Origin of the sequence: Streptosporangium sp. NPDC005286 (genome assembly GCF_040607515.1) — a bacterium.
Classification (GTDB): domain Bacteria; phylum Actinomycetota; class Actinomycetes; order Streptosporangiales; family Streptosporangiaceae; genus Streptosporangium.
Map to the genome: position 1 here is coordinate 1 of NZ_JBEXGU010000147.1, position 23,828 is coordinate 23,828.

General features: G+C 65.9%; 26 protein-coding genes and 1 tRNA gene. 12 read left to right on the forward strand and 15 right to left on the reverse strand.

Features of this window, described 5'->3' with window-relative positions:
- Positions 1–214: 214 nt before the first annotated feature.
- On the forward strand, positions 215–1,294 hold the full coding sequence (locus ABZU75_RS35755) for an ROK family protein (RefSeq protein WP_355564259.1): 1,080 nt from the start codon (positions 215–217) through the stop codon (positions 1,292–1,294).
- Between the two features lie 33 nt (positions 1,295–1,327).
- A tRNA-Val gene (locus ABZU75_RS35760) sits at positions 1,328–1,402 on the forward strand.
- A 417-nt stretch (positions 1,403–1,819) separates the two neighbouring features.
- On the opposite strand, the gene ABZU75_RS35765 is transcribed toward ABZU75_RS35760, so the two are convergent.
- Complete coding sequence (locus tag ABZU75_RS35765; RefSeq protein WP_355564262.1) at positions 1,820–2,470, reverse strand: DUF6461 domain-containing protein; 651 nt, start codon at positions 2,468–2,470, stop codon at positions 1,820–1,822.
- A 155-nt stretch (positions 2,471–2,625) separates the two neighbouring features.
- On the opposite strand from ABZU75_RS35765, the gene ABZU75_RS35770 reads away from it, so the two are divergent.
- The 3 genes from ABZU75_RS35770 (at position 2,626) to ABZU75_RS35780 (ending at position 5,269) form a co-directional block, all read left to right on the forward strand.
- A complete protein-coding gene (locus ABZU75_RS35770) occupies positions 2,626–3,054 on the forward strand; it encodes an NUDIX domain-containing protein (RefSeq protein ID WP_355564264.1) in 429 nt (142 codons plus the stop codon).
- A gap of 1,001 nt (positions 3,055–4,055) precedes the next feature.
- A complete protein-coding gene (locus tag ABZU75_RS35775; protein ID WP_355564267.1) occupies positions 4,056–4,682 on the forward strand; it encodes an ATP-dependent Clp protease proteolytic subunit in 627 nt (208 codons plus the stop codon).
- Entirely contained in the window at positions 4,679–5,269 is a 591-nt protein-coding gene (locus ABZU75_RS35780; RefSeq protein WP_355564270.1) for an ATP-dependent Clp protease proteolytic subunit, read from the forward strand. Before ABZU75_RS35775 ends, ABZU75_RS35780 begins: the two co-directional genes overlap by 4 nt.
- A 27-nt stretch (positions 5,270–5,296) precedes the next feature.
- On the opposite strand, the gene ABZU75_RS35785 is transcribed toward ABZU75_RS35780, so the two are convergent.
- The gene (locus tag ABZU75_RS35785; protein WP_355564273.1) at positions 5,297–5,653 is read right to left on the reverse strand and encodes a helix-turn-helix transcriptional regulator; all 357 of its coding nucleotides are present in this window, start codon (positions 5,651–5,653) and stop codon (positions 5,297–5,299) included.
- Positions 5,654–6,040: 387 nt separating this feature from the next.
- The gene (locus tag ABZU75_RS35790) at positions 6,041–7,039 is read right to left on the reverse strand and encodes an SDR family NAD(P)-dependent oxidoreductase (RefSeq protein ID WP_355564277.1); all 999 of its coding nucleotides are present in this window, start codon (positions 7,037–7,039) and stop codon (positions 6,041–6,043) included.
- Between the two features lie 81 nt (positions 7,040–7,120).
- Here ABZU75_RS35790 and ABZU75_RS35795 point away from each other — a divergent pair, with 81 nt between their 5' ends.
- Positions 7,121–7,723, forward strand: a complete 603-nt coding sequence (locus tag ABZU75_RS35795; protein WP_355564280.1) for a helix-turn-helix domain-containing protein — start codon at positions 7,121–7,123, stop codon at positions 7,721–7,723.
- A gap of 477 nt (positions 7,724–8,200) precedes the next feature.
- Here the strand turns inward: ABZU75_RS35795 and ABZU75_RS35800 are convergent, their stop codons facing one another.
- The 3 genes from ABZU75_RS35800 to ABZU75_RS35810 all read right to left on the reverse strand — a co-directional run bounded on the left by ABZU75_RS35800 (position 8,201) and on the right by ABZU75_RS35810 (position 10,012).
- Positions 8,201–8,776, reverse strand: coding sequence for a response regulator transcription factor (locus ABZU75_RS35800; protein ID WP_355564283.1), 576 nt, complete (start codon positions 8,774–8,776; stop codon positions 8,201–8,203).
- A 459-nt stretch (positions 8,777–9,235) separates the two neighbouring features.
- A complete protein-coding gene (locus ABZU75_RS35805) occupies positions 9,236–9,547 on the reverse strand; it encodes a hypothetical protein (RefSeq protein ID WP_355564286.1) in 312 nt (103 codons plus the stop codon).
- Between the two features lie 213 nt (positions 9,548–9,760).
- Positions 9,761–10,012, reverse strand: coding sequence for a hypothetical protein (locus ABZU75_RS35810; protein ID WP_355564289.1), 252 nt, complete (start codon positions 10,010–10,012; stop codon positions 9,761–9,763).
- Positions 10,013–10,418: 406 nt separating this feature from the next.
- On the opposite strand from ABZU75_RS35810, the gene ABZU75_RS35815 reads away from it, so the two are divergent.
- Positions 10,419–11,159, forward strand: coding sequence for an NPP1 family protein (locus ABZU75_RS35815; RefSeq protein WP_355564292.1), 741 nt, complete (start codon positions 10,419–10,421; stop codon positions 11,157–11,159).
- Between the two features lie 628 nt (positions 11,160–11,787).
- On the opposite strand, the gene ABZU75_RS35820 is transcribed toward ABZU75_RS35815, so the two are convergent.
- Positions 11,788–12,762, reverse strand: coding sequence for a zinc-binding dehydrogenase (locus ABZU75_RS35820; RefSeq protein ID WP_355564295.1), 975 nt, complete (start codon positions 12,760–12,762; stop codon positions 11,788–11,790).
- 97 nt (positions 12,763–12,859) lie between these two features.
- Here ABZU75_RS35820 and ABZU75_RS35825 point away from each other — a divergent pair, with 97 nt between their 5' ends.
- The 3 genes from ABZU75_RS35825 to ABZU75_RS35835 all read left to right on the forward strand — a co-directional run bounded on the left by ABZU75_RS35825 (position 12,860) and on the right by ABZU75_RS35835 (position 14,983).
- Entirely contained in the window at positions 12,860–13,492 is a 633-nt protein-coding gene (locus ABZU75_RS35825) for a helix-turn-helix domain-containing protein (RefSeq protein ID WP_355564298.1), read from the forward strand.
- Between the two features lie 495 nt (positions 13,493–13,987).
- Complete coding sequence (locus ABZU75_RS35830) at positions 13,988–14,593, forward strand: hypothetical protein (protein WP_355564301.1); 606 nt, start codon at positions 13,988–13,990, stop codon at positions 14,591–14,593.
- A 198-nt stretch (positions 14,594–14,791) separates the two neighbouring features.
- Positions 14,792–14,983 carry a hypothetical protein gene (locus tag ABZU75_RS35835; RefSeq protein WP_355564304.1) on the forward strand — a complete coding sequence of 64 codons (192 nt, stop codon included), beginning with the start codon at positions 14,792–14,794 and terminating at the stop codon, positions 14,981–14,983.
- Positions 14,984–15,357: 374 nt separating this feature from the next.
- Here the strand turns inward: ABZU75_RS35835 and ABZU75_RS35840 are convergent, their stop codons facing one another.
- The 4 genes from ABZU75_RS35840 to ABZU75_RS35855 form a co-directional block, all read right to left on the reverse strand.
- Complete coding sequence (locus ABZU75_RS35840; RefSeq protein WP_355564307.1) at positions 15,358–16,119, reverse strand: pyridoxal-phosphate dependent enzyme; 762 nt, start codon at positions 16,117–16,119, stop codon at positions 15,358–15,360.
- Complete coding sequence (locus tag ABZU75_RS35845) at positions 16,116–16,916, reverse strand: ThiF family adenylyltransferase (protein WP_355564310.1); 801 nt, start codon at positions 16,914–16,916, stop codon at positions 16,116–16,118. The genes ABZU75_RS35840 and ABZU75_RS35845 overlap by 4 nt, the downstream gene beginning before the upstream one ends.
- A gap of 13 nt (positions 16,917–16,929) precedes the next feature.
- The gene (locus ABZU75_RS35850; RefSeq protein ID WP_355564313.1) at positions 16,930–17,628 is read right to left on the reverse strand and encodes a class I SAM-dependent methyltransferase; all 699 of its coding nucleotides are present in this window, start codon (positions 17,626–17,628) and stop codon (positions 16,930–16,932) included.
- Between the two features lie 97 nt (positions 17,629–17,725).
- Positions 17,726–18,490 carry a hypothetical protein gene (locus ABZU75_RS35855; protein ID WP_355564316.1) on the reverse strand — a complete coding sequence of 255 codons (765 nt, stop codon included), beginning with the start codon at positions 18,488–18,490 and terminating at the stop codon, positions 17,726–17,728.
- Between the two features lie 775 nt (positions 18,491–19,265).
- Between ABZU75_RS35855 and ABZU75_RS35860 the strand changes: the two genes are divergently transcribed.
- Positions 19,266–19,802 (forward strand): histidine phosphatase family protein, encoded by a 537-nt coding sequence (locus tag ABZU75_RS35860; protein ID WP_355564333.1) that lies wholly within the window; start codon positions 19,266–19,268, stop codon positions 19,800–19,802.
- 64 nt (positions 19,803–19,866) lie between these two features.
- Here the strand turns inward: ABZU75_RS35860 and ABZU75_RS35865 are convergent, their stop codons facing one another.
- On the reverse strand, positions 19,867–20,358 hold the full coding sequence (locus ABZU75_RS35865; RefSeq protein WP_355564319.1) for a MarR family winged helix-turn-helix transcriptional regulator: 492 nt from the start codon (positions 20,356–20,358) through the stop codon (positions 19,867–19,869).
- A 614-nt stretch (positions 20,359–20,972) separates the two neighbouring features.
- On the opposite strand from ABZU75_RS35865, the gene ABZU75_RS35870 reads away from it, so the two are divergent.
- The gene (locus tag ABZU75_RS35870) at positions 20,973–21,866 is read left to right on the forward strand and encodes a slipin family protein (protein WP_355564322.1); all 894 of its coding nucleotides are present in this window, start codon (positions 20,973–20,975) and stop codon (positions 21,864–21,866) included.
- A gap of 104 nt (positions 21,867–21,970) precedes the next feature.
- Here the strand turns inward: ABZU75_RS35870 and ABZU75_RS35875 are convergent, their stop codons facing one another.
- The 3 genes from ABZU75_RS35875 to ABZU75_RS35885 form a co-directional block, all read right to left on the reverse strand.
- Entirely contained in the window at positions 21,971–22,321 is a 351-nt protein-coding gene (locus ABZU75_RS35875) for a DUF1801 domain-containing protein (RefSeq protein ID WP_355564325.1), read from the reverse strand.
- A 14-nt stretch (positions 22,322–22,335) separates the two neighbouring features.
- Positions 22,336–22,473 carry a hypothetical protein gene (locus ABZU75_RS35880; RefSeq protein WP_355564328.1) on the reverse strand — a complete coding sequence of 46 codons (138 nt, stop codon included), beginning with the start codon at positions 22,471–22,473 and terminating at the stop codon, positions 22,336–22,338.
- A 122-nt stretch (positions 22,474–22,595) separates the two neighbouring features.
- The gene (locus tag ABZU75_RS35885; RefSeq protein WP_355564331.1) at positions 22,596–23,540 is read right to left on the reverse strand and encodes an RNA ligase family protein; all 945 of its coding nucleotides are present in this window, start codon (positions 23,538–23,540) and stop codon (positions 22,596–22,598) included.
- Positions 23,541–23,828 lie beyond the last annotated feature (288 nt).

Sequence of the window (23,828 nt, forward strand, 5' to 3'; positions counted from 1 at the left end):
GGCATGCCGAACCACCCAGATCACGGAAGCCACCGCCTCCGGCACCGTCCCGTCCAGCGATGATCACCCGAGATACCGGTAAGCCGCCTATGAGGCCGTAGCCGGGGTTCCTTTCCGATCCCCCGCCATATCGGTGGATCTACCCCATCCGAGCGCGCGTGCCGTGCGCTAGGGTCGGGCTCGGTCCCGCTCCTTCGAGCCGCTGGATGGGTGCATGAGCTCCTTCGTTGTTGCCCTTGACGTCGGTGGAACGTCGATGAAGGGCGGCCTCGTCACCAGGTCCGGCGAGATCATCCACACCGACCGCCGTGCGACTCCACGGGATAGGGGCCCCGCCGCCGTCGTCGCGACGATCCGGTCGTTCATCGACGACCTCGCCACCGCGGGCGACGGCACCCCCACGGGCGTCGGGCTCGCCGTGCCCGGCCTGGTCACCGCCGATGTGGCCCTCTACTCCGCCAACATCGGCTGGAGGGACGTCCCCGCGACGGATTTCGTCCCGCTCGACGTCCCCGTCATGCTCGGCCACGACGTCCGCACCGGCGGCCTCGCGGAGAGTGTCCTGGGTGCCGGTCGCGAGCTCTCCGACTTCCTGTTCCTGCCCATCGGTACCGGCATCGCGGGCGCCGTGATCCTGCACGGCGAGCCGTACGGCGGGAGCGCCGGCTGGGGCGGCGAGATCGGCCACATCCCGGTCTTCCCGGAGGGCGAGCCGTGTGCCTGTGGCCAGATCGGCTGCCTGGAGACCTACGCCTCTGCCTCCGCCGTAGCCCGCCGCTACTCCGCTCGCGCCACCTCATCCGCAGCCCCCGCCTTGACTGACACCGTCCCCACCGCCTCGCCCACTGCCTCGTCGCCCGCCATTGCCGCTCACCTTGCCACTTCGCCCGCCCCAGCCTCGCCCGTCACCGTCCCCACCGCCTCGCCCGCTCCCGTCACCGCCGAGCAGGTCGCAGCCCTGACCGCCTCCGGAGATCCTCTCGCCATGGAGATCTGGGGCGAAGCGGTCGAGGCGCTCTCCCTGGCCCTGGCCACCTACACGCTCCTGCTGGACCCCTCGGCCATCGTCCTCGGCGGCGGCCTCGCCGAGGCGGGCCCCCTCCTCTCCGTCCCCCTGGCCGAGCGCCTTGGCAAACGCCTAGCCTTCCGCGACGCACCACCTCTGCGTCAGGCTGCCCTCGGCATGTCAGCCGGCATGCTCGGCGCAGCCCTCCTCGGCTGGCGCGCCGCCGGTTTCGCCGACGCGGGGGCCAACTGGTCTCCCGATGTGCTGAAATCCCCCCGGGTGGCGTAAGGTGTTGTCCCGTCTGTCCAACGGGATTACCCCGGGCGCTTAGCTCAGCGGTAGAGCGCTCGCCTTACAAGCGAGATGTCACTGGTTCGAACCCAGTAGTGCCCACCAGCCAAAACGCCCCGTATCCGATCTTCGGAACGGGGCGTGAGTGACTAACTTCCGAAGACGTCGTCCATGGCCTCGCTTCCCTGCATGAGCACCGGCCGGATCTGCTTCCTGTAGACGGTCTCGGTGACCACCGTGTTTCGATGGCCGACCAGCCGTGAGAGTCCTCGATGGGGACGTCGGAGTCGGCCAGCAGCGAGACGAAGCTGTGCCGCATTTCGCGAGGGGTCCAGTCAGTGCCACGGAGTCCTGCCTTTTCAATGATCTTCCGTACGTCGCGGCGCACGTTGCCCGCGCTCGCCCTGTTGGCCTGGTGAGGCAGGCCTGCGGAGAACGGCCCCGTGGAGCCGGCAGGAGCTTGCAGCGGAGTGATCCATCGGCCGCGGCCAACCCGCGGGGGCCGCGGACGGTGGGTTCTGCTCACCTCGGTTTGGGAACGGATCCGCACAGGTAGGTGGACTCCTCCAGCAGCTGCGGCGTCATCGTGATCCCGGTGAGGCGCTCGGCCAGGAGGAACGCCGGCCCTTCGTTGGGGTAGGTGTGTGGTGGGTAGACGGAGTCGATCCGCTTCATGGTCTCTGCGAGTTCGTCCGGCATCTCCTCTGAGTAGCCTTCATAGTGCGGGAAATCGAGCTGGATCTTTCCGTCTTTGATCCAGTGGGAGTAGCCGTCCTGGTTCAGGTACTCGAACCGGGTCTTTCCGTCTTCGATCCAGTGGAAGTAGTCCATGCACTTGATGTCGAGGTAGTAGTGGGAGACGAGGCGGGTGCCCGCCGACAGCGGCACGATGATCTCTTCGGTGACGCCGAGGCCGCCGAGGACCTCGACGATGAGTACCCAGTCGTCTACAGCCGTGACGCCGAAGAACATGCTCTTCCCGTCGTAGCTGGAGTAGGCGGTCTTCGTCAGCTCATCAAGCGTCATGCGAGAACAGTCTTCGACCTGGACGCCGAGCCGGGTCACCAATTCCTCAGGCGTCAGGCCGCGGACGTAGGTGAAGCAGTAGGCACCCCCCAGATCGGGGAGGTGCTCGGAGGGGAACCGGGAGTAGTCGTCAGGGGTCGCGATCATCCCCTCATGCTCGCAGCGCCCACCGACACAATGATCATTGTCAATTCTGAAGGAGCAGCCCTCTTCTCAACTGGGCTCTCCATGCCCATCGCGACCAGCGCCGTCAGGTTGGAAAGGGTTCAAGGTTCTCGGCCGCCATCCGCTGGAGGTGACAGATGACCGTGGCAGATGGACTCCACTCAGTGAGCGTTGCCGGCGTCGTTGTCGATGACCATGGCCGAGCCCTGCTCACCAAACGTGCCGACAATGGTCAATGGCAGGCCCCAGGGGGCGTGCTGGAACTCAGCGAGGCCATCACGGATGGGTTGCGTCGAGAAGTCCTTGAAGAGACGGGCCTGATCGTCGAGCCGGTTGCCCTCACTGGCGTCTACAAGAACATGTCACGGGGAATCGTCGCGTTGGTCTTTCGCTGCAAGACCACTGGGGGAAGCCTCACCACCAACGACGAGGTGACGGGGTTCCATTGGGCAACGCCCGCCGAGATACCCCAGATGGTTGCCGAGGCGTTCGCCGTTCGGGTACTCGATGCCCTGCACGACGGAGCGCCAGCTATCAGGCAGCACGACGGCGTACATCTGGTCTGAGCTGCTACGACTTCCATACGGTTTCAAGCCACCGCTGACGCGGTGGAGGTGCCGCCTCAGGCCGGAGGAGCGAGGGAAGCGGTACGGCGGAGAGAAGAAAGGGAGCTCTACGCCGGACGCTGACGATGAAGCAGGACGGGGTTCACAGCAGGGGAGCGGGGACACCCGCCAAGCGGAGGAAGAGCGCGGCGGAGACGACGAGGGGCGAGGGCGGATTGTTGGTCCCGAGACACCGCGGGGGGTCGAGGTGTTGGGGGAGGCACAGCGCAGCCTGGTAGCCATTCACGGCCCGCATGTTTTTGGGGACCTGCACGATGGGATGAAGCTGCATCTGGATCCGCGCGCTCGCTCGCCGGCGACTGCGGCTCTTCGGCCGGTCCGCCGTCGGCGGCGCGCTGTCCGCGCAGACACGTCGACGCGGCGCAGTGATGGCGGCTTGGCAAGCTTGGTGCCGAGAGGAGTCCTCTCCGAAGGGGCGAAGGGGAGGAACACGGCCATGCAGACGACGATGAGCCGAATCATGAAGCCTGGAGAGAGCACGGCAGGCGATGCACGCGAAGAGACGAGGGAAGGGGGCAGGGGAAAGAGGTGCGGGTCCGGGAGGGGCGCCGCAGTCATCTCCTCGTCGGTCACCACAAGGGATGCCGGGCCGGCTCCACCAGGTCAAGCCGTCATCCTGCGGGCAGGGCAACCAGCGGGCGAGGAAGGTCACCGGAACAGGTACACGCGAATGACGACGTGACCTGTCGTGTCCGGCCCGGTATGGCTACGCCTGCCCGGCAAGGAGATGACCACACCGCCCATGCTCAAGCGACGGCTGGCGTCAAACTAAGCAAATCCGCAGGGAAAGGCGTGGGCAGCAGGAGGGCGCGCCCGCCCCAGTGGATTCCCGACCGCAATGCTACGAACCGGGCCGGAAACCGAGTTCTCTCTGCTCAGAGCAGATCTGCCCCAGGCAGATCGTGTCGACGCCGATCCGGATCGCCTCACATGATGGACGCATGGGTGAAGAATCGAAACTTCCACTGTTCAACGCGCGGGTAAGACATCAGCTTTACGAGCGGCGTGTTCTCGTTCTCGACGGCCCTCTCGATGATGACAACGGGACGTTGCTCGCCACGCAATTGATAGCACTCGCCACGCAGGACGCGTCGACCGATATCGCATTGTGGATTCACTCCCCGGGCGGCTCGGTTCCATCGATGCTTGCGATCCGTGACATCATTCGACTCATTCCCTGTGACGTATCGACCCTCGTGTTGGGCATCGCCTACAGCGCCGGGCAATTCTTGCTGTCATCGGGTACCCGAGGGAAGCGCCGCGCTCTGCCGCACGCACGTGTCCTGATGCACCAAGGCTCGGCCGGAATCGGCGGCACCGCAGTCGACATCGAACTGCAGGCCGGCGACCTTCGGCATACTCGCGACACGGTGCTCGGTCTTATCGCCGAGGACACGGGCCAGCCCGTAGAGCGCATATTCGAGGATTCTCTGCATGATCGCTGGTACACAGCGCAAGAGGCACTGGACTACGGCTTCATAGACGCAATCGTCCAGAGCTTCAACGAAATCGCGCCACACAATCGCCCACGGCCCGGATTCGGCGTCACCGAAGGAGTCGGCCAGTGACCACGTACACGATCCCAAACGTCATCGCCCGGAATTCTCGTGGCGAGCGGATCATGGATGTCTACTCGCACCTGCTCACCGAGCGAATCGTCTATCTGGGAACCGCAATTGATGCGGGCGTCGCGAACGCGCTCGTCGCACAGCTTATTTTTCTGGAGTCAGACAACCCCGATGCCGACATACAGTTCTATATCAACTGTGAAGGCGGGGACCCGAGCGCGATGCTCGCGATATACGACACCATGCGCTATATCCGCCCGCGGGTTGAGACAACCTGCGTTGGACAGGCCATCGCGGTGGGTGCCGTCCTTCTCGCCGCGGGCGCCGAAGGAAAACGTGCCGCTCTCCCGCACGCACGAGTAATCCTGCACCAACCGGCTGCTCAGGGGCGCGGAACGATCCCCGATCTCATCTTGCAGGCCGACGAGGTCGTACGTGTCCGAGCAGACATCGAGCGCATACTGTCACGGCACACGGGCCAGACTATCGAGACCCTACGCGCCGACACCGATCACGATCGCGTGTTCACCGCGACCGCGGCCTTGGAGTACGGGCTCCTCGATGAGATCATCGAGGAGCATTCATAGGCTCGTGGATGATCCCGGCAGGCCACGCTACGCGGCCAGAGCATACGCCGCCGAGCAGGTAGCACCTCTCGACGTGCTGCTCTGAGCAGACCGCAAGCTCTCGGCAACGGCAAGGGTCAGATCGACCAGGGTGACATCCAGCGCGCCGGCGACCGCAGCGATCATTTCGCTCGATGGCTCTTTGAGGCCTCGTTCCATCTCGGAGAGATACTGCGGCGAGACGCCGGCGCGACGCGCCGTCTCGCTCAACTTCTCGCCCCGCTCGTGACGAAGACCTCTGAGACACTCACCGAGCGCGTGCCGCCACAGCGGCTCGCGAGCCGGAGACGGCTTAGGATCGGTCCGATCGATCGCCGGACGTAGCGGCGGGACAGAGGAGGCCATGCCTCACCATAGATCGACGGCGCGTTCGAGTTCTGCCGGCTTCGCGCAGGGCAGAACCGTCCCCGCCCCCGGGACCGGTGAGGATCGCAACTCGAACTCTGATGTGCGAGCCGAACTGACATCGCCGGAGGGCGAGCAGCACGTCGTATGCGCGTCGTTATGCGTGGCGGGCATGGCAGCCGACCGGATGCCGTGCTCACAGAGCTTGTCGCGCTTACGGGGACGGCAGGCCCGGACCGCCCCGTTCTTCTCTCGCCGTGTGCACCGGTCCGAACGAGGGAGCGGTGAGCGTGGGTCACCTGTGGTCTCGTGGTGCGCTTGGGGCGGGCCCCGTCCGTCCCCCGGACCGCGAACCTGAGCACGCGGTCCGGGCTGTGCGCTATCGCGTCATGCGGAGGCTGTGCCGGACTGGCCTCCCTGGTCCAGCAGGGCGTTGATCATCTCCTGGAGTTCGGCGCGTCCAGTGGTGCCGAGCGCGCCGGACAGGGCCTGGGCGAGCTTGTCGAAGGGGTCGTCCATCGGCAGCTCTTTCACCTTCTCGGCCAGTTCCTCCACACTCCATAGCCCGTCCTTGTGGATGTGGCCGCCGAAGGACCAGCCTTGGTTGACCGCGACCGTACCGCCTCGCACCGACAGCACCTGGCCGGTGAGCGGGCAGGCTGAACTGGCCAGGTAGGCGGCGACAGGCGCGCTGGCGGCCGGGTGCAGGGGGTCGAACCGGGTCGCCGGCGGTTCCTGACTCATGCCGGGGACGCCGAGGGTGAGTCTGGTGCGGGCCATCGACGGCGAGATGCAGTTGACCCGCACGCCGTAGCGGCCCAGTTCGAGGGCGGCCACGGCGGTTAGCGCCGCTACCCCGGCGTTGCCCGCCGCGTAGGAGACCTGCGCGGGCAGTGGGTTGACCAGTCCGGAGCCGGAGGAGGTGTTGACGACGGCGCGGTCGGCGCGGGCCCCTGCCTGGAACCGGTCGCGCCAGTGGCGGGCCGCCCAGTGCGTCACCGCGAAAGTGCCCTTGAGCTTGACGGCCAGGACGTCATCGAAGTCCTCCTCCGACAGGTCGGTCAGGCCCATGTTCCGTTCGATGGTCGCGTTGTTGACCACTACGTGCAGGTCGCCGAAGGACTGCAGGGCCGTCTCCACCATGCGGCGGGCGCCGTCCCAGTCGGCGACGCTGTCGGTGTTGGCCATGGCCTGCCCGCCACACGCGGTGATCTCCTCGACGACGTCTGCCGCCACGCCGGCGTCGCCGCCCGTGCCGTCGATGGCGACGCCGGGGTCGTTGACGACGACCTTGGCGCCTTCGGCGGCGAAGAACAACGCCTCCTCCCGCCCGATGCCGCGCCCTGCTCCGGTGATGAGGACGACACGTCCGTCCAGGCTCCCCATGACGACCACCCTTCAATTACTACAGTCACTGTAGTAATACATTGTATGCACTACTGCAGGCTCTTAAGTAAAGTGGCTCACATGGTGGAGAAACTGGGACTACGGGAGCGCAAGAAGCAACGCACCCGGCAGGCATTGATCGACGCGGCGGTGCGCCTGTTCGAGGACAGGGGCTACGACCAGGTAACCGTGGCCGAGATCACCGACGCCGCGGAGGTGTCCCCCCGCACCTTCTTCCTTCATTTTCAGACCAAGGAGGACGTGCTCTTGGCCAACACCGACGTGCGCGTCGATCTGGCGCTGGAGGCGATCGCCGAGCGCCACGCCGGGGAGCGGCTGCCTGAAGTGCTGGTGAGGGCGATGGACCAGATGATCTTCAACGCCTGGGACCACGACCTGTCCAGCGGCCTCGCAGCGCTTCGGGCGCGGCTGGCGGCCTCGGAACCGGCGCTGCAGGCCCGGCTGCTGCAGCGGTACCTCACCGCTCAGGCCGAACTGGCCCAGGCGCTGCAGCGGGCCTTCCCCGACAGGCTCGACACGACCACCGCCCCCGCCCTGGTCGGCGCGATGGTGGGCGCGGTCAGCGCGTCCGCGGTCAGCGCGCTGCAGCGCGGCGACGGACCCGACGAGGTACGGAACGCCATGCGGCAGGCCATGGCCTTGGTGGCGCGATCAGTCGCCTGACCGATGATCGCGGTTGGCTCAGGCCCGCATCGCCTTGATGAACTTCAGCTGTTCCCCCACGCTCCAGCCGGCTCACGAGCCTGCGCACGCAGGTGGACGCGACGCCAATAACAAGTCAACCCTTGAGTTCCTCTGGGCTTCGGTGCCTCTAACCGCAGGACCTGGGCTTGCCTGTTGGTGCTCCGGCTTCTTGATGTGTTGATGGGACTTCGGAGAATCTGAAGGTCTATCGTCCTGGTCGTTCGTCTTGCTGTGAGGTGAAGGCGAGGTGGCAGGGGTTGGCGCTGGCGGTGGTGCGAGATCTTCGGGTGGCTTGGTCCAGGTGGCGATGGGCTGCCGGCAGCATCACCTGCATCTGTTCGGCAAAGGCGATACCGAGTACAGCGACAACGCCCGTGATGAGACGGCCCTTGAGCAGCAACTAATCGGTGGCGATAGCTGCGACCACCGGCAGGAAGGCGACAACCCACATCAGGATCACCCCATGACCATATGCGCATCCGGTGATCGACCGGCGAGTGCCGAACCCGGGGAGAGGAAGAGTTCCGCAGCGATCTCGGCGTTGGTCCTGCCGTACGCGAGTAGTGCCACGACCTCGTCCTCCCGCTCGGTGAGGACGACGTTCGGTGTCTGGTGCGGCAGGCCGTGGCGGCGCAGCAGCCGGACGGTGAGCTGCGGGCTGATCAGCATGTCGCCGTTCATCGCGGCCCTGATGGCCTCGATGAGCAGGGTGGGGCCGGAGCGTTTGAGGATGAACCCGGCGGCGCCGTGCCGCAGTGCCGCGTGGACGTACTCGTCCAGACCGAACGTCGTGACGATCACCACGTGGATGTCGGTGCCGGCGAGGGTGCGGGCCACCTCGATGCCGTCGGCTCCGGGCATCCGGATGTCGGCGAGCACGACATCAGGTTCGATCGCCTTGGCGGTGTCGATTGCGGTACGGCCGTCGGCGGCCTCGGCCACGACGGTCATGTCCGGCTGGGCGTCGAGAATCATGCGGAAGGCACTTCGGATGCCTTCCTGGTCGTCGGCGATGAGGATGCGGGTGGACACTCCGGCGAGTGTGCCAGCAACAGATACACGGTCAGCGACCACCCATCGCGTACCGCCCTCGTGACCAGTTCGCCGCCCTGCGCCCGGACAAGCTCGGTCAGACCAGGCAGGCCGGACCCGCTACGCCGGCCGTCTCGCACTCGTGTCACGCCGTCGTTGGTCATCGTGATCTCCAGGCGGCCGGGTCCGGCGCTGACGTCCAGGTCAACGCGGCCGGCCTGGGGAGCGTGCCGTCTGGTCGCCTTTCATAGCTGAGTGACCAACTGGGTGACAACGACCACGGACGGGGCCGGACAACGGTGGACGGCTGTGGACCGTACGACCAGTTCAGGACCGTTATCGTCTCTGGTTGGGCGCCTGTGACGAAGCTGCGCCGCATCTCGCGAGGGGTCCAGTCGGTGCCACGGAGTCCTGCCTTCTCGATGATCTTTCGTACGTCGCGGCGCACGTTGCTTGCGCTCATCGGGGTGCCCTTCGACGTACAGAAGACGAGGCCCGCTTCTGTCCCTGCCTCCTCCTGTTCCTCCGGGGCGCCCGCAGTGCGTCGACGCATCGCCGGGGGAGTTTGAGGGAACGGCGCGACTTGACGGTCTTGGTGTCGCCCTTCTGCCGCACGGATCGCCACACGTAGATCGCGAACTGTTCGTTTTCCCAGCCGGTCTCGGTGACCGGTGACCACACGTTGCGGCTTTCGTCGTAGGCGATCACGTGCGACCAGAGAAGCGCACGCAGCCCCTCGGCACGGGCACCGATCAGCAGCGAGAGCACCACGTGCCCGCATGCGCGGGTTGGCCTGCTCCGCCAGGACGATGACGGAGCCGGCCTGCGCGAGCGTGAGCGCTTTGGAGGTACGGCCGTCGCCCCCCTCCGGGATCTCACAGAGATCGTTCACCTTGTCGCGGCGCATGGCGCTCTGCACCGACCGGTTGAGGATGCCGTGGATCAGCTTGAGCGACCCGGTGCTCAGCTCGTCCGCCTTGCCCGTCAGCCACCGGTCAACGTCCTCCACCGACAGGTCACGCAGCTTGCGCGCACCCACCGCGCGGGGATCACATGCTTGTCGGCGAACGTCGTGTACATCTTCACCGTGGTCGCGTGCTGCAGCCAGTACTTCACAGCGTCGGCCACTGTGTAGTGGGCCGGGGCGATGGCCAGGCCGTCGTGGTAGTCGCGGTGATCTCTTTGAGCTTGTCCTTGGCTTCGGTCGAGGATCGCCCCCAGCGCCCCGCGCACCATGTGGACGCCCTCTGTCAGGAGGACCTTCAGGCTGCGATCGCCCTCCCCCCGGACCCCGGCGACCCTGCTCCTCCGGGAGGCGATTCGTGAGCCTTCGCTTGTGGTTCACCTTTCGACCGTGGCCGATACATGTTGGCGTCATTTGATTTAAGGACCTTGATCAAGCATCGGTTCCGTGGTGCCGTGAAAGTGCGAGGCGTGCTCACATCGGCGCGGAGAACGCCGCCGACGCCCCACCACGCCGACGCGCCGTCAGGTCATGGAGCCAGTCCTTCGAGAAAGCGGAAGAATGCGAAAGCTGTCGTCATTCACGTCCACCGCGAGGGCATCGAAGTCAGCGACCGTGTCAGAGAGGAGCACATCCTCCCCTACGTTCTTCACGCGCAAGCGTTCCCGGCTCGGGATCGTGCTCAGCGCCACCGCTCTGGGGGTCGTGATCCCCGCGTCGGCGGCCTATGCCGCTCCGCCGCACAACCTGCCTCAGTCGGCCGGAGGGTACGAGGCTTCGTTCTCGCCGGCCTATGACTACGACGGCGACGGCTGCTACGCCACCCCCGCCATCGGGCCGGACGGGACCCTCGCTTCGGGGCTGAACCCGACCGGCGCGGTCAACGGCAACTGCCGTGACCAGTCGGACCTGGACAACTCGCAGACCTACGCCCGTTCCAAGTGCAACAGCGGCTGGTGCGCCGTCGTGTACGCCAGCTACTTCGAGAAGGACCAGGCTCTGCCCGGCATCAGCCTCGGCGGCCACCGTCACGACTGGGAGCACGTCATCTCCTGGGTCAACCAGGCGTCCAACCAGGTGGAGTACCTTTCGACCACGCAACACAGCAGCGTCGTGACCTATACGCGCTCGCAGGTGCGCTTCGACGGGTCGCACCCCAAGGTCGTCTATCACAAGGACGGGGCGTCTACGCACTTCTTCCGGCTCGCCAACGGCAATGACGAGCCGCCGGAGAACCACTACCACAACTGGCGCTATCCCCCGCTCGTGGACTGGAACGGCTGGCCCAGCACCTGGCTGCGCGACAGGCTGATGAACGCGGACTTCGGCGCCGCGACCATCAAGATCAATGACGGCAGGTTCGGGGACCTCCTCTCGCGCGCCAAGCCGAGTGGCATCCCCTTCGACCCCTGGGCCTGACGAGCCCGTCATCGCCCGCCGGCGGCCGGCCTCTCCTGTCGAGGCATCCGCGGCTCGGCTGCCTGATCGACCGACCCGGTGAACGCCACCGCCCGGCTGTGCCGGGCGGTGGCCCGTCAGGTCGCCTGTGGCCGCTCGCGGGCTTTCGCGTTGCTGCCGCGCCGTCTGGCCGCGTTTCGTACCTGAGTGGCCAACTGGGTGACAACGACCACGGACGGGGCCGGACAACGGTGGACGGCCGTGGACCGTACGCCCAGGTCAGGGCTGGTGTCGGCACTGGTCATGCCCCTGCTCGGATCGCCTTACAGGCGAGATGTCACTGGTTCGAACCCAGTAGTGGACTCCACAGAACCGGGGGTACATCAGAGTCTCCACCAAACTCGGGGCGATTCGCAGAATGACCTCTGTCCGTACCCGGGCAGGCTGTCGAACGTCGATCTGCGCGTAAGGGTGAACAGCCGCCGTGGATCGTGCCGGACGAGTTGTGGGAGCGGATCGAGCCACTGCTGCCGCAGCTGGGACGGCAGCGCCACCCTCTCGGGCGGTAAGCGGACGGCCCCGCCGGCGCACCCCGCACGGCTCCGGGCCTGGTACGCGTCGATGATTGAGCCAGGAGTTCTCGGTGGAGTCAGGGTATGAGCAGGACGCGGCCGAGCTGGGAGCGGCTCTCCATGATCCGGTGCGCTTCGGCCGCCTCGTCGAGCGGCAGCCGGGCGTGCAGCGCGGCCCGCAGTCTGCCCTCAACCGCGTGCCGCGCGACCTGGTCCATGTCCTCGCGTGCCTGCTGCGGCGCGGCCGCGCGCCAGGCGAGCAGCGAGAACCCGGCCGCCGATCTCATCGCGAACAGGCTGGTCAGCGGGATGTCGGTGGCCTCGCCGCTGGCCGCTCCGTAGACGACGGCTCGGCCGAACGGCGTCAGAAGGTCGAGGCTGCGCAGCAGGATGCGGCCGCCGACGGAGTCCAGGACGACGTCGACTCCTCCTGGCGCGGCCTCGCGTACCCGTTCTGGCCAGTCCTCCGCGGAGTAGTCGACGGCCACGTCGGCGCCGAGTGTGCGGGTGAAGTCCAGCTTGGCGGGGGAGCCGGCCGTGGCGATCACGGTGCCGGCGCCAGCGATCTTGGCGAGTTGCACGGCCAGATGGCCGATGCTTCCCGCGGCGGCGTGGATGAGCACGGTCTCGCCGGGCGACAGCCGGGCGGCGCGCAAGGCGCCCAGCGCCACGGGGGCGCCCATCGGCAGCATGCTCGCGGTGGCGTCGTCGATTCCCTCCGGCACGGGCGCGAGCCACCCGGCGTCGGCGAGGACGTGGTCGGCGAAGGCGTCCTCGGCCAGCGTGGCGACCCGCCGGCCGGTGAGGGCGGCGTCGACGCCCGGCCCCACCGCGTCGACCGTGCCGACCACGTCGCCGGTGAGCACGGCGGGCAGTTCGCGCCGGTAGATTCCGCCGGTGTCCGGCCCCTGACGGAACTTCACGTCGACGAAGTTGGCGCCGATCGCCTCGGCGCGGATGCGCACCTGGCCGGGGCCCGGGCTGGGGACCTCCGTCTCCTCCATGGTGAGCACCTCGGGGCCGCCGTAGGCGTGGTAACGGATTCGGCGCATATCGTCCTCCCGTATCGAGGGTAAAGTGGACCTGTGGTCAAGTTCGGTGCGAGCGTACTTGACCGGCGGTCCAGTTGTCCATGGGAAAGAGGAGCCGATGATCGAGGAGCGTCGCGAACGCGCTGACGCGGCACGCAACCGTCGCGCCATCCTGCGTGCCACCGAGGACCTTCTCGCCCGGCACCGGCCCGAGCAGATCTCCATGGAACAGGTCGCCGCCGCGGCCGGGGTCGGTAAGGGCACGGTGTTCCACCGTTTCGGCAGCCGGATGGGGCTGATGGTCGCGCTGATGCAGGAGCGGGCGTACGCCCTGGAGGAGGCCGTGGCGAGCGGACCTCCGCCACTGGGGCCCGGCGTCCCGCCCGAGGAGCGGCTGATGGCCTTTCTGGACGCGATCGTCGACGTCGTCGGCCGCAACAAGGGGCTCCTCGCGGCGCTCGGCCACGCCGCTACGGCGGCGCCCAGGCCGGAGTGGAAGGAGCACGGCGAGCACCGGGACGAAGACGGCGACCACCCCGTCTACCGGTTCTGGCACGGTCATACCAGTGCGCTGATCGCCGCGCGGCGCCCCGACCTGGACGGGGAGTTGCTGGCTCACATCCTGCTGGGCAGCCTCCAGAGCGAGCCGGTTCTGCGGCTGCTGGAGCGCGGAGAGACGATGCGGCTGGCCGCGTCGCTGCGCGTCATGGCCTCTGGGATGCTCGCGGCCCCCGCCCCCGCCCTCGCCTGAGGCCGAACCGGTCGAGAAGCCGGGTGCTCACCGGCGTCGGCCAGCGGGTCGCCTACGGTCTTGTCATCGCAGGCCGGGTGCGAGTCACCATCATCGCCGTCGGTGTCGCTCGCGCTCCGTCTCGCCGGTGGCCGCGAAGCGACCCACTTGGTACAAGGACGACGGACCAGTTCGGCTAACAGGCCTTCGGATTGCGGAGCAATGGACGGGACGTCTGCGGGAAGGCCCGGGAGGGTATGCGGAGAGCGCGAGTTCTGGGTGACCATCTGGGTGACAACGACCACGGACGGGACCGGGCAACGGTGGCCGGTCGTGGACCGTACGCCCTGGTCGGGACTCCGTCCGGATCGCCTCGCAGGGGCATCTGTTCGTGCTGCGCACCGATCATCCGGCGGCGGCTCAACCGCCGGCGAGGACTCGTTCCAGGTCTTGTTCAAGGACGGTGTCCAGCGGGATCCAAGCCTGCGACAAGTGATGATCGGTAACTTGCCCGGAATGAGAAAGCGATCTTCTGCCCTCGCCGTGTTGGCCACGGCCGCCCTGCTCGCTGCTCCCACCGCCGCCCTGGCCGCGGCGAACTCGCCGGCGGCGGCTCCGGCGGCCGCGTCGGCTTCCGGGACCAAGACGCTCTTCTTCCGGGGGATGAACCTGAAGATTCCCGCCGCCTGGAAGGTGTATGACTACACGGACCGGGTCCTGGTGGCGACCGGTAGCTGCAAGATTCCCGAGCCCTTCGCCCCGAACTGCCGGGGGTTCTGGCTGTACGGCCCGAAGGTGATCGCCTACGGCGCCGAGGGCCGCCGTTACACCGGCGAGAAGCCGTTCGTCCCGGCCAGTGGGGCGCCGGCGGGCTGCCCCTTCGAGTACGGAAGCATCCAGGTGATCGGCAAGGCCACCTCGACGGGGCTGCGCCAGGTCGGGCGCGGGCACAAGGCGAAGTACACCGCCTGGGCCGGCCGGTGCGTGAAGCAGAATAGCGGCCGGCAGACGGAGAGTTTCACCCAGCGTGAGTGGTTCCTGCCCGAGTCGAAGATCGTCGTAGTGGACGTATGGGGCGACCAGAAGCTGCCGGGCCTGCTGAAGAACGCCACTTGGAGCTGACCTGAGAACGGGAGCGGGCTGGACCTCCTGCTCCCCGCCGGGCCCGCTCTCCCACTCCCCGTTGAGGGCACGTTTCACCCAGTCCAGAGACCCGGTGCGGAGCGCCTCGTCCGCCAGGAGCTTGGCGAAGGCCGTGGTGAGCGTGGCCAGGGAGTTCTCGATCTGCGGCTGCACGTTCTGCTGACCCTGCTCGCGGTCTTGTCGGCGTCCCGCGCGCAGATCGCCTCCAGGCCGGCCTCCTCCTCGTACTCGGCGACCGCACCGCTGATCAGCGGAGAGGCGATGATCAAGGGGATAATCGTGGTCATCGCCCTAATCGTCCTCGCGCTGGGCATGGTGGTCATCTGGAAGAAGATCGGAAAAGACGACACCCGCGGCCATGACCGGTGAGGCGGTATGACCAGGTGCGAACACCCCGTGGCTCAAGGTCGTTCAGGCTGCTCTTGTTGAGGTGACCCCTTCGGGGCGTTCGGCGAACTTGCCGTTGACGAACGTCGCTCCGGCACGGACCGGGGCGCCGAGGCGGGGGCGTTCACCGCGCGCCGGCGGGCCTGGGCTGACTCGATCAGTGGCGATGCCGATAGCGATGGCGAGGAGAAATCGGCGCATGGTTCTCCTGGGGGCGAGGACGGGGGCCCACAGGGGAGGTTGACCGCCGCCTCCGGGGCGACCACTCACGCTAGATCAGCCCCTGTGGGTGCGCGACAGGATGAGAAGGCTCACGGAACGGAACGACTCGCTGCAGGGCCCGTCACGCGACCCTCCTAGTCCCGAGGGCGGCCGTCGTGGGAAATCACCAGCACCTGCTCCGGATTGGCATAGGTGTTCGCGTACCTCAAGAGTGAATCCAGAGCACCCGCACCGGAGTTTTCGGTTTCGGATGGGATGGGAAGCGGGATTTCCTCCTGGTAACGATGGAAAAGATCCTGGTCACCCAGATTCTGGAGGGCATAGTTCCTCCAGCCGGGAACGGGATCATCTGCCCTGGCTTGCAATCCCATGACTGAATACCCCAGCGGAGCAAAGACGCGGTGCAATCCCGCGACAGTGGCGCCGGTACCGAATCCGCACACCAAATAGCGAATCTCTGGCCAATTCGCACGGACTTCCCGCAAAAGCTGCGATCCCCATAGCTCCACGCACCTCACCAAAGCCGCGTTGGTGAACTGCCTCGGCCAGAACCAGCCCTCCTGCTCGCGCTGAAGGCAAAGCTCGTGCGCCTCCTTGAGGCTCATGATCGTCTGCGCCTCGCCGCGGAATCCGCGCCTCATGAGATGATCGTGACCGGAGGCATCCGTGATGGCGACGGTCGGCAGTCCTCTTTTTCTCCCGAGCAGATCCAGGGCAAGCGCGGTTGACGAACCGGAGATCTCAACGAATCCTCGGACATCTTTCGGAACCTCTTCAAGGAAGAGCTCGTACGTCAGGTATTTGAGGCTTCCCGATTCGCACATGCCACCCCAGAGCACGGCCGGACCGTTCTCGTCAGGTCGGGTGAGGGCGAAAGCTGCATTCATGGCGTTCATGCGGGGACGACCGAGCCTCGGACATAATGGTGGTCAAAGAAATCCACGTACAGGTACTCGGGGTAGGACACCATCTGATCCCGCCCCAGGAGGATGGCACGCATGATCTCGCTCACCATCATCCCGGCTGCGGTGGTGGCTCCGATCACACACGTGGGAGCGTGACCGCGCCCGGCGAAGCAGGCATCCCAATGCTTCTGTACGACATAGTCGCCGAGCCTGGGGATGATCTTGGGTAAATCGATGCGCCCATCCGGAAGCATGTAGAGATCCTGGTAAAGAGGTGCTTCGGGCTGGAAAACATGCAAAGCGGCCCCGAAGCCCAGCATCAAGCCGGTCATGATGACGACCTGCTGCTCCCTGCATGCTTGATGCAGCCATTCTTTCGCCCTGAGGCCGGCGATATCGATGACTTCCACGACGTAATCCACCGGTTTTCCGTCGAACCCCGAAAGCAAGGAGTCGATATTGCTTTCCGTCACGCCCTCCGCCGCTTTGCGGATTCGCAGCTCCGGGTTGATGTCCTGGCACATTCTCCCAACGACCTCGATCTTTGGCTGACCGACGGTGCTGTCAAAGCTGCCGACCTGGCGATTGGAATTGTGCACCTCGTAAACGTCGAAATCTGCGAGTGTCATCCAACCGAAGCCGAGGCGGGCCAGATCCACCGCGCATTGCCCACCGGCACCGCCCACTCCGGCCACGAGAACATGGGTGTCCGCGACCCTCTTCATCGATTCTTCGTCCAGAATACCCAGGTTACGCTGAAACCTGGGATTGACCTCGGAGCCTTCCACTGGAAACCTCATTTCATTTCTGCATGCAAACGTAATAATTCTCGCCGAAATAGTCGTCGCCATCCGCGACCAGGGGGCGTGAGAAACCCAGGCGTCGCAGGGTGTCCACCAGCTCGTCCACCTCGAAGAATGTCACCATCTCATTGGGGTCGGTGGTCAGTTTCTGAGCGCAGGTCGAATGATGGGCCAGCGCGGCCTGGAGATCCTCGGTGAAACGCCCTTCCGCCTGCCACTCCGCGATGGAGTGTCGAAGCACCTTCTGCAGGTCGGGCCGGCGTTTCGGACCGGTGGCGATCATCACGCCCCCCGGCTTCAAGTGGGAGAAAACCTCGTGCAGCGCCGATTCGACGTCTTGGACGTAGAAAAGGACGTTGTTGAGCAGGACCGCGTCCGCGTCAGAGACAACCCGGGTGGGAAAGCGCTCCACGCTTCCCTCCATGACCGTCCATCGGTCGCGAGCCTCGCCCGACGCGGCCGCCTTCTTGTCATGAGCCCGTTGAAGCATGGCAGAGTTATTGTCGAAGCCGATGACCCGGTGACCGCGGTCAATCAGTGCCTGGCTGACCAGGCCGGTTCCACACCCGGCGTCGGTCACGATCCGACGGCCCTCCGTGTCGCGAAGGATCTTGCTGAGCATCCGCTGATAGCAGTTCAGCTCGGGAATCATTTGGTCATAACTCTTGGCGAACTCGGTCCAGATGTTCTCGTTCATACCGCTTTCAATTCCCTCGAGTCTTTGTTCATGGGCAACGGAGAGGATTCCACCCGCGGCGAAACAAAACAGTTAACGCGGAGATCGGAACCAACGCTTAAGTGATTTCGGCATACCGGCCGGCAGGAGGATCGTCTGCGGGCATGCGGGGGCGTAGCTTCATGATCGCATGCGGCATCAGTGACAGGGTCTGCGCCCGGCTGCTGTAGGTCAGAAAAAGGGTGTCGTCACGGTGGGCGGGGGGAAACGAGCCGGAATAGCAGAGCACCGTGTTCGCGAAACCGTAGGCGTCCACGAGACTTTGCCTGACCGCGTTCTTCGAGAACACGATTCCGGTGTCCCAGTCGCTTCTGAACAGGTCCAAGGTGAGTATCTTCGCCAGCGGAAGCAGGAGGCCGGGGATTTCCCTTCCCCGCCAGCTCGGATGCACCCAGTGTCCGCCATAGTGCGCCACCCTGCCGGATATGATGGGTGTCTCCGCCGGCAGAACGAGGTCCAGCGACTGTTCCATCCCGGGGGGTGGCGGATCGAACCACAGCCGCATGGAGCTTATGTGACGGCTGAAGTCCGCCGTGTATATCATTCGTACGGCGATGCACGCGACCGTCGATCCGCCGCGGTCCCTGATATCCAACCAGTAGCTGTTCTGGGCGGAGACGGGACTGTGCGCCGGGTCAAAAGTCGGGTTGATGCCGTCGGCGTGAACCGCGGTCCGCATGTGGCGGACCCAACTTGAAATATCCGTATGGTATTCCAGAGTCAGGCCCCGTCGATTCAGCCAGCCTTCGGACTCGTTCAGGAACTCGTTCAATGTGGCGGCGACGGCAGCCGAACTGCGACCTATCTCAAGAACCTGACCCACCAAGATTCCAACCTCCGACCGGGGTATGGCCCGACGGACTGCTTTCGCTGGGCAGGTCAACGTTCCATGTGCTCCCGCCGGGCTTCGTGACCTGGCGGGGACGGTGAGGTTTCCTTGCCGGGGTCACGTACCACGGCAGGAGCGTCATGAACTTCCTGCGGGCTTCGGCCTGCTCCATGGCCGAAGCCCGCGGTGCGCATGTCATCGAATGTCGGGAGACATTGTGAAGGCGCCTGTCCGGCACCGCATGGTCTTCCGTCATGGAGCTCGCTGAAACACATTCTTGTCCACGCGACGGATCCTGGATTCCCCCTGATTCGCTTGGTGGTGATCGTTTCCAGGGCCTGTCTGGTTCTTCGTGCAGGAAAGCCGTCATCGTTCTCTTTCTTGCAATAGTTGATTTACCTGCCGGGGTAGCCTGATCTGCATTGGAATTTCGATCGGCTTTGCCGTGGCGTAAAACCGGTCACTCCGCGGCAAAATTATCTAGCCCTGGTTGAGGAATACTTGGAGCCTTCTTGGAGAGCTCTGTATGCCCTGGTCATAGGGGGACAGGCGAGGCGGAGCCACGGGGCGGGGTGGGGGTTGTTAGACGTGGCTCCCCCTCATACCGTGGAGATCTGATGGTTTATCCGTACCGGTCGATCTGGCGAAATCCGATCACCTCGGTCCGCACCGCGATCGTGTTCGCCGGATACACCGACTACGTACCGGGACTGCGTTCTCCCTGTTCAACGGCCTGTTTGTGAGAGGTTTGGAGCTGGGTGTGGCAACGATGATCGTGTACGAGACGCACTCGATCACGACCGACAACGAGGCCGGAATCGCGACCGGCTGGTTACCGGGAGAGCTGTCGTCGCGAGGCCGTGAGCTGGCTCGGGAGCTTGGTGAACGCCGCCGCCATGATGGCCTGGCCGCGGTGTTCACCTCTGATCTTCGTCGTGCCGTGCAGACCGCGGAGCTCGCTTTCGCGGGCATCGACATTCCGATCTATCAGGATGAACGGCTGCGCGAATGCAACTACGGCGAGTGGAACGGAATGCCCGTGGCGCGGCTGGCCGTCGAAAGATCCCGGCATATCGACGTGCCGTGGCCGGGCGGGCAGAGCTACCGGCAGGTCGTCGAGCACACCCGTGATTTCCTGACGGATCTTGCCGGGCTATGGGACGGCAGGAGGGTGCTGGTGATCGCACACTCGGCCAACCGGTGGGCGCTGGACCATCTGCTCGGCGGGCGGGCACTGGAGGATCTGGTGGACGAGGAGTTCGCCTGGCGGGAGGGCTGGGTCTACGAGTTGCCCGAGAGATGGTGAGGCGAAGCCACTTCGATGATCTTTCGCGTGTTGCTCGGCACCCTCCGGAGACACGCCGAGGGGGTCACTGGTGCCCCTCCTGCGGGGTGTCATCCCAGGCCGGGATGTTGAGTATCGCGTCCATGCGCCGTAACTCGTCGCGGTGCAGCGCGCTCAGGCGGGTCAGGACCTGTTCACCCTCCGGTGTCAGCGACACCCGCACCGCCCTGCCGTCACTCGGGTGCGCGCTCCGCTCCACGAGTCCCTGTGTCTGTGCCCGATTGACCAGTTCGACCACGCTGTGGTGGCGTAGCTGGAGAGAGTCGGCGAGCTCTCGCACGGTCGCCCACCCGCGGCCGGGAAACCCCTTCAGCGCCAGCATCAGCTGGTACTGCTGCGGGGTGAGGCCGTTCCTCCGTGCTGTCTCCTCGCTGAAACGTAGATAGCGGCGGATCTCAAAACGGAACCGAGCCAACACCTCGAAATCCCGCTTCGTCAGGGGTTCGAGTCCCGCCCCGTCGTCCTCGGCCGCCGCCGCGTCATGACGCGGTGGCTTCTCGGTCTCACGATCCGCCATGTCACAAATATATCGTGATACGACATGTTTGTGTCGCGGCCGTACGTCCGGGTCGCCCTCCTGGAACGTACCTCGTGGCGATCGTCGGCCTGTCGCGGGCAAGTCGCCGAGTTCCATGTGCGGGCGCGGTGATGCAGGTGATGCAGGCGTGATCCCGGTGAGAGGAAGGCTGGATCTGCTCGGCGAAAAGGTGCATATCAGATACTTTGTATCGCGCTACGATAGAAAGGTCCGAACAGGGAGGTAGTGAGGCCGCGCCTGACGGACAGGCACCTCTGGGAGGTGTGTCGTGCCCAGTGATCGTGAACGCGAGGCGGCCCACGAGATCCAGCGCCGGTTACCGGTCGAGGGCCCGGGCTTCGGGGGGCCCTTTGCCGCCGACGCACGGCACCCGCACCGCGCGCCGTCCGGCCTGATCCGGGGGAGTCGCCCGATATCGCCCGTACTCGGGGTGACGCTCCAGATGATCCCGCCCGGTGATGAGATCGCCGATCGGCGCGGCACCGGGTGCGGCGGCGAGTGTCACCGTCCGCCGCGAGCGGGACCCGCGAATCGGTCATCGATCCAAGAGGTCTTTGGAACGGCGGGACCCAGGGGAGACGTAGGAGGATAAAATGATCACTACCGTCATCTATGTGCTGATCGCGATCATGGTGCTGGGTGCGATATGGCTGAAGGCCGGTGTGCGGATCGTCAAACAGTTCGAGCGGGGCGTCGTCTTCCGGTTCGGACAGGTCCGCCCCGAGCTCCGCGCTCCCGGACTTGCCCTGATAATGCCGGTCGCCGACCGTCTGCAGAAGGTCAACATGCAGGTCGTCACCATGCCGGTGCCCGCCCAGGACGCCATCACCCGGGACAACGTGACGGTTCACGTGGACGCCGTCATCTACTTCCGGGTCGTCGACCCGGTGCGCGTGGTGGTCGGTGTCCAGGACTACGAATCGGCCATTCGCCAGGTCGCGCTGGCCTCGCTGCGGTCGATCATCGGCAAGAGCGAGCTGGACGACCTGCTGTCCAATCGGGAGCGGCTCAACCAGGGCCTGGAGCTGATGATCGACAGCCCGGCTGTGGGCTGGGGCGTGCACATCGACCGCGTCGAGATCAAGGACGTGGTGCTCCCCGAGTCGATGAAGCGGTCCATGTCGCGGCAGGCCGAAGCGGAACGTGAGCGGCGCTCCCGCATCATCACCGCCGAGGGCGAGCTGCAGGCCTCGAAGAAGCTGGCCCAAGCCGCCGAGACGATGGCCCTGCACCCCGCCGCACTGCAGCTACGCCTACTCCAGACCGTCGTCGAAGTCGCCGCCGAGAAGAACTCCACCCTGGTGTTGCCCTTCCCGGTCGAACTGCTTCGCTTCCTGGAACGGGCAACACCTCCCGAGTCCGGCCAGGCCGCCGCGCACTCCAGCCCGGCGCTGTCCGGGGGCTTGTCGGCGCCGGTCGACCAGCACCTTCCAGGCACCCGCATCCCCAACCAGGTCGCCCCCAACGCCGCGGAAACCGGCCGGTAGGCCGTACCCGACTTCGCCACCGGGCGCCGCCCCCGAAGCGCCGGTCATCGGGGGCCGGCGGCCGAGATTCATGACAGGCCGAGAGTGAAGAGGGCTCGCGGTCGTCAGTTCCGGTCGAGGTGGACGGCTTGGGCGATGTAGTCGCGCAGGGCCGTTTCGTTCATCCCGTCCAGCGTCTTGATCTTGACGTGCCGGGTCTTCTTGCCGACTCCCTCCAGCAGCCCGTGGGCGTCCTCGAACTCCGCGCCCCGCTCGAAGGCGAAGGTGAGGTGGGTCTTGCTCTGGCTGATGACCGCGAGGTTCCTCGTCGCGCGCCAGGCGGGGGAGCCGTGGGTGAGGCACTCGACGGCGTCCGGGGCGCAGTCGGCCATCAGCTTCCGCAGGGCCGCGACGATCTCCTGATACTTCGGCTGAAGTTTGGTCTCGACGTAGGCGTCGACCTCGGTGCTGCTCATGATCTGCGTCTCCCTTACTGCGCGGTCGAGAAGTTCATGTGGGCGGTCTCCCGGAGGTGGCCGGCGAACCGGTCGCTGACGGCGAACCCGGGCTCGGTGAAGAAGCGCCGGGAGATGGCCAGGTCTTTCACGGGGAGGTCGATGAACGGCATCGAAGTCCCCGTTCTCGATTTCGGTACTGGACCGTACAGTACTGATGGGAGACTGGACTGTCCAGTACTAATCTGGACGCATGGAAGGCCGCCTCCACCGGGAGCGCGGCGACGATCCGTGCTCACGCCTGATGGTGATCACTGATCGCGACCCCGCGGATGGATGCCTGCAGTTCGGCCTCCTCCTCGTCGCCGAGCGCCGCCATGGCCGAGGGAAAGGTCGCCGACAGATCCACCATGATGTCGAGGACCACCTCATCCAGGAGCTCGTCGAGGGCCGACGGTCCCACCTTGGATCGCGCGCCGGCCAGTCGCGGCCCGTTGACCATGGCCCGGGCGACCTGGCCTAGTTCCTCGGGAGTAAGGATCACCTGCGGGTCCCAGGGGCGGCTCTGGTCGAAACGTTGCTCGTCGAACTCCTCGATCTTCAGCTTGACGGTCGGCCTGTGGTCGGGAGGCAGGGGGGCATCGGGCCGCAGCACGATCCCCTCGGCCAGGTTGTCCGGCACGCTGGGCAGGCCGAGTGCCTGCGGCACCCGGCTGGGGAACCGGACCGGCAGAGCATCGAGCTCCGACCGGGTCCCTCTGCCGAGAATCGGCACAACGTCGAGCTCGGCGTCGGCGGCGATCGAGGCGACGTCCGCGTACGGCAGGAAGACGCCGGGATCTCCGGGATCCCGGTGGCGCAGCACGTCGAAAAGGGCAAAGCGGATTTCCGGGCTGTACCAGACCCCCGTTTGAACCGGAGTGATGCCCGGCATCGGCGAGACGTCGGGGTGGGGGTAGTGGCCTCCGTACAGCTCGCCGTAGACGCGTACGGCCGCGCCGCCCCGAGCCAGGGCGGCCTTCGCGGCCTTTTCGAGGTGACCGCGCAGAAGTTGCCAGCCGAAGAACGGCTCGTCGTCGCGCAGCCATGCCTTGCGCTTGCCCACGAGCGTGTTCCGGCCGTCGTGGGCGATCACCATTTGAGCTCCGTGCACCTTCTCGGTCGCCACCCAGGGGCCGCCGGCAACCGCTCCGCCGGACCGCTCGGTCGTAGGGATCTTGGGGTAGGCCAGGTGTCGCATTGGAGCAGTATGACCAGGACGAGCTCAGCGGGCACGCCGATATACCGGGGATCGCGGCCGACCTCTGAGGGTGTCTGGAAGGCCCGGCCTGGGAGAAAACTGATTTCTCGCCCGTGCCGATTTCAGTATGCTCGCCACGAATCACACGCTGCCGCGACATCGCGGTGTGTGCCTTGACGAGTGAGGGGAGTCGGCCGTGCGTCACAGCACCGCTGTTGTCATTCCCCGGTCACGGTATGAGGTGATCCTGGTGTCTTCGTTGGTGCCCGGTGCCGGCCGCGCGGCCGG

Excerpts from the sequence above, each read along its gene's own strand:
- ABZU75_RS35755 (WP_355564259.1), top strand. The coding sequence starts at position 215 with ATGAGCTCCTTCGTTGTTGCCCTTGACGTCGGTGGAACGTCGATGAAG.
- ABZU75_RS35765 (WP_355564262.1), bottom strand. The coding sequence starts at position 2,470 with ATGATCGCGACCCCTGACGACTACTCCCGGTTCCCCTCCGAGCACCTC.
- ABZU75_RS35770 (WP_355564264.1), top strand. The coding sequence starts at position 2,626 with ATGACCGTGGCAGATGGACTCCACTCAGTGAGCGTTGCCGGCGTCGTT.
- ABZU75_RS35775 (WP_355564267.1), top strand. The coding sequence starts at position 4,056 with ATGGGTGAAGAATCGAAACTTCCACTGTTCAACGCGCGGGTAAGACAT.
- ABZU75_RS35785 (WP_355564273.1), bottom strand. The coding sequence starts at position 5,653 with ATGGCCTCCTCTGTCCCGCCGCTACGTCCGGCGATCGATCGGACCGAT.
- ABZU75_RS35790 (WP_355564277.1), bottom strand. The coding sequence starts at position 7,039 with ATGGGGAGCCTGGACGGACGTGTCGTCCTCATCACCGGAGCAGGGCGC.
- ABZU75_RS35795 (WP_355564280.1), top strand. The coding sequence starts at position 7,121 with ATGGTGGAGAAACTGGGACTACGGGAGCGCAAGAAGCAACGCACCCGG.
- ABZU75_RS35810 (WP_355564289.1), bottom strand. The coding sequence starts at position 10,012 with ATGGTGCGCGGGGCGCTGGGGGCGATCCTCGACCGAAGCCAAGGACAA.
- ABZU75_RS35820 (WP_355564295.1), bottom strand. The coding sequence starts at position 12,762 with ATGCGCCGAATCCGTTACCACGCCTACGGCGGCCCCGAGGTGCTCACC.
- ABZU75_RS35825 (WP_355564298.1), top strand. The coding sequence starts at position 12,860 with ATGATCGAGGAGCGTCGCGAACGCGCTGACGCGGCACGCAACCGTCGC.
- ABZU75_RS35830 (WP_355564301.1), top strand. The coding sequence starts at position 13,988 with ATGAGAAAGCGATCTTCTGCCCTCGCCGTGTTGGCCACGGCCGCCCTG.
- ABZU75_RS35840 (WP_355564307.1), bottom strand. The coding sequence starts at position 16,119 with ATGAACGCCATGAATGCAGCTTTCGCCCTCACCCGACCTGACGAGAAC.
- ABZU75_RS35850 (WP_355564313.1), bottom strand. The coding sequence starts at position 17,628 with ATGAACGAGAACATCTGGACCGAGTTCGCCAAGAGTTATGACCAAATG.
- ABZU75_RS35860 (WP_355564333.1), top strand. The coding sequence starts at position 19,266 with ATGATCGTGTACGAGACGCACTCGATCACGACCGACAACGAGGCCGGA.
- ABZU75_RS35865 (WP_355564319.1), bottom strand. The coding sequence starts at position 20,358 with ATGGCGGATCGTGAGACCGAGAAGCCACCGCGTCATGACGCGGCGGCG.
- ABZU75_RS35870 (WP_355564322.1), top strand. The coding sequence starts at position 20,973 with ATGATCACTACCGTCATCTATGTGCTGATCGCGATCATGGTGCTGGGT.
- ABZU75_RS35875 (WP_355564325.1), bottom strand. The coding sequence starts at position 22,321 with ATGAGCAGCACCGAGGTCGACGCCTACGTCGAGACCAAACTTCAGCCG.
- ABZU75_RS35880 (WP_355564328.1), bottom strand. The coding sequence starts at position 22,473 with ATGCCGTTCATCGACCTCCCCGTGAAAGACCTGGCCATCTCCCGGCGC.
- ABZU75_RS35885 (WP_355564331.1), bottom strand. The coding sequence starts at position 23,540 with ATGCGACACCTGGCCTACCCCAAGATCCCTACGACCGAGCGGTCCGGC.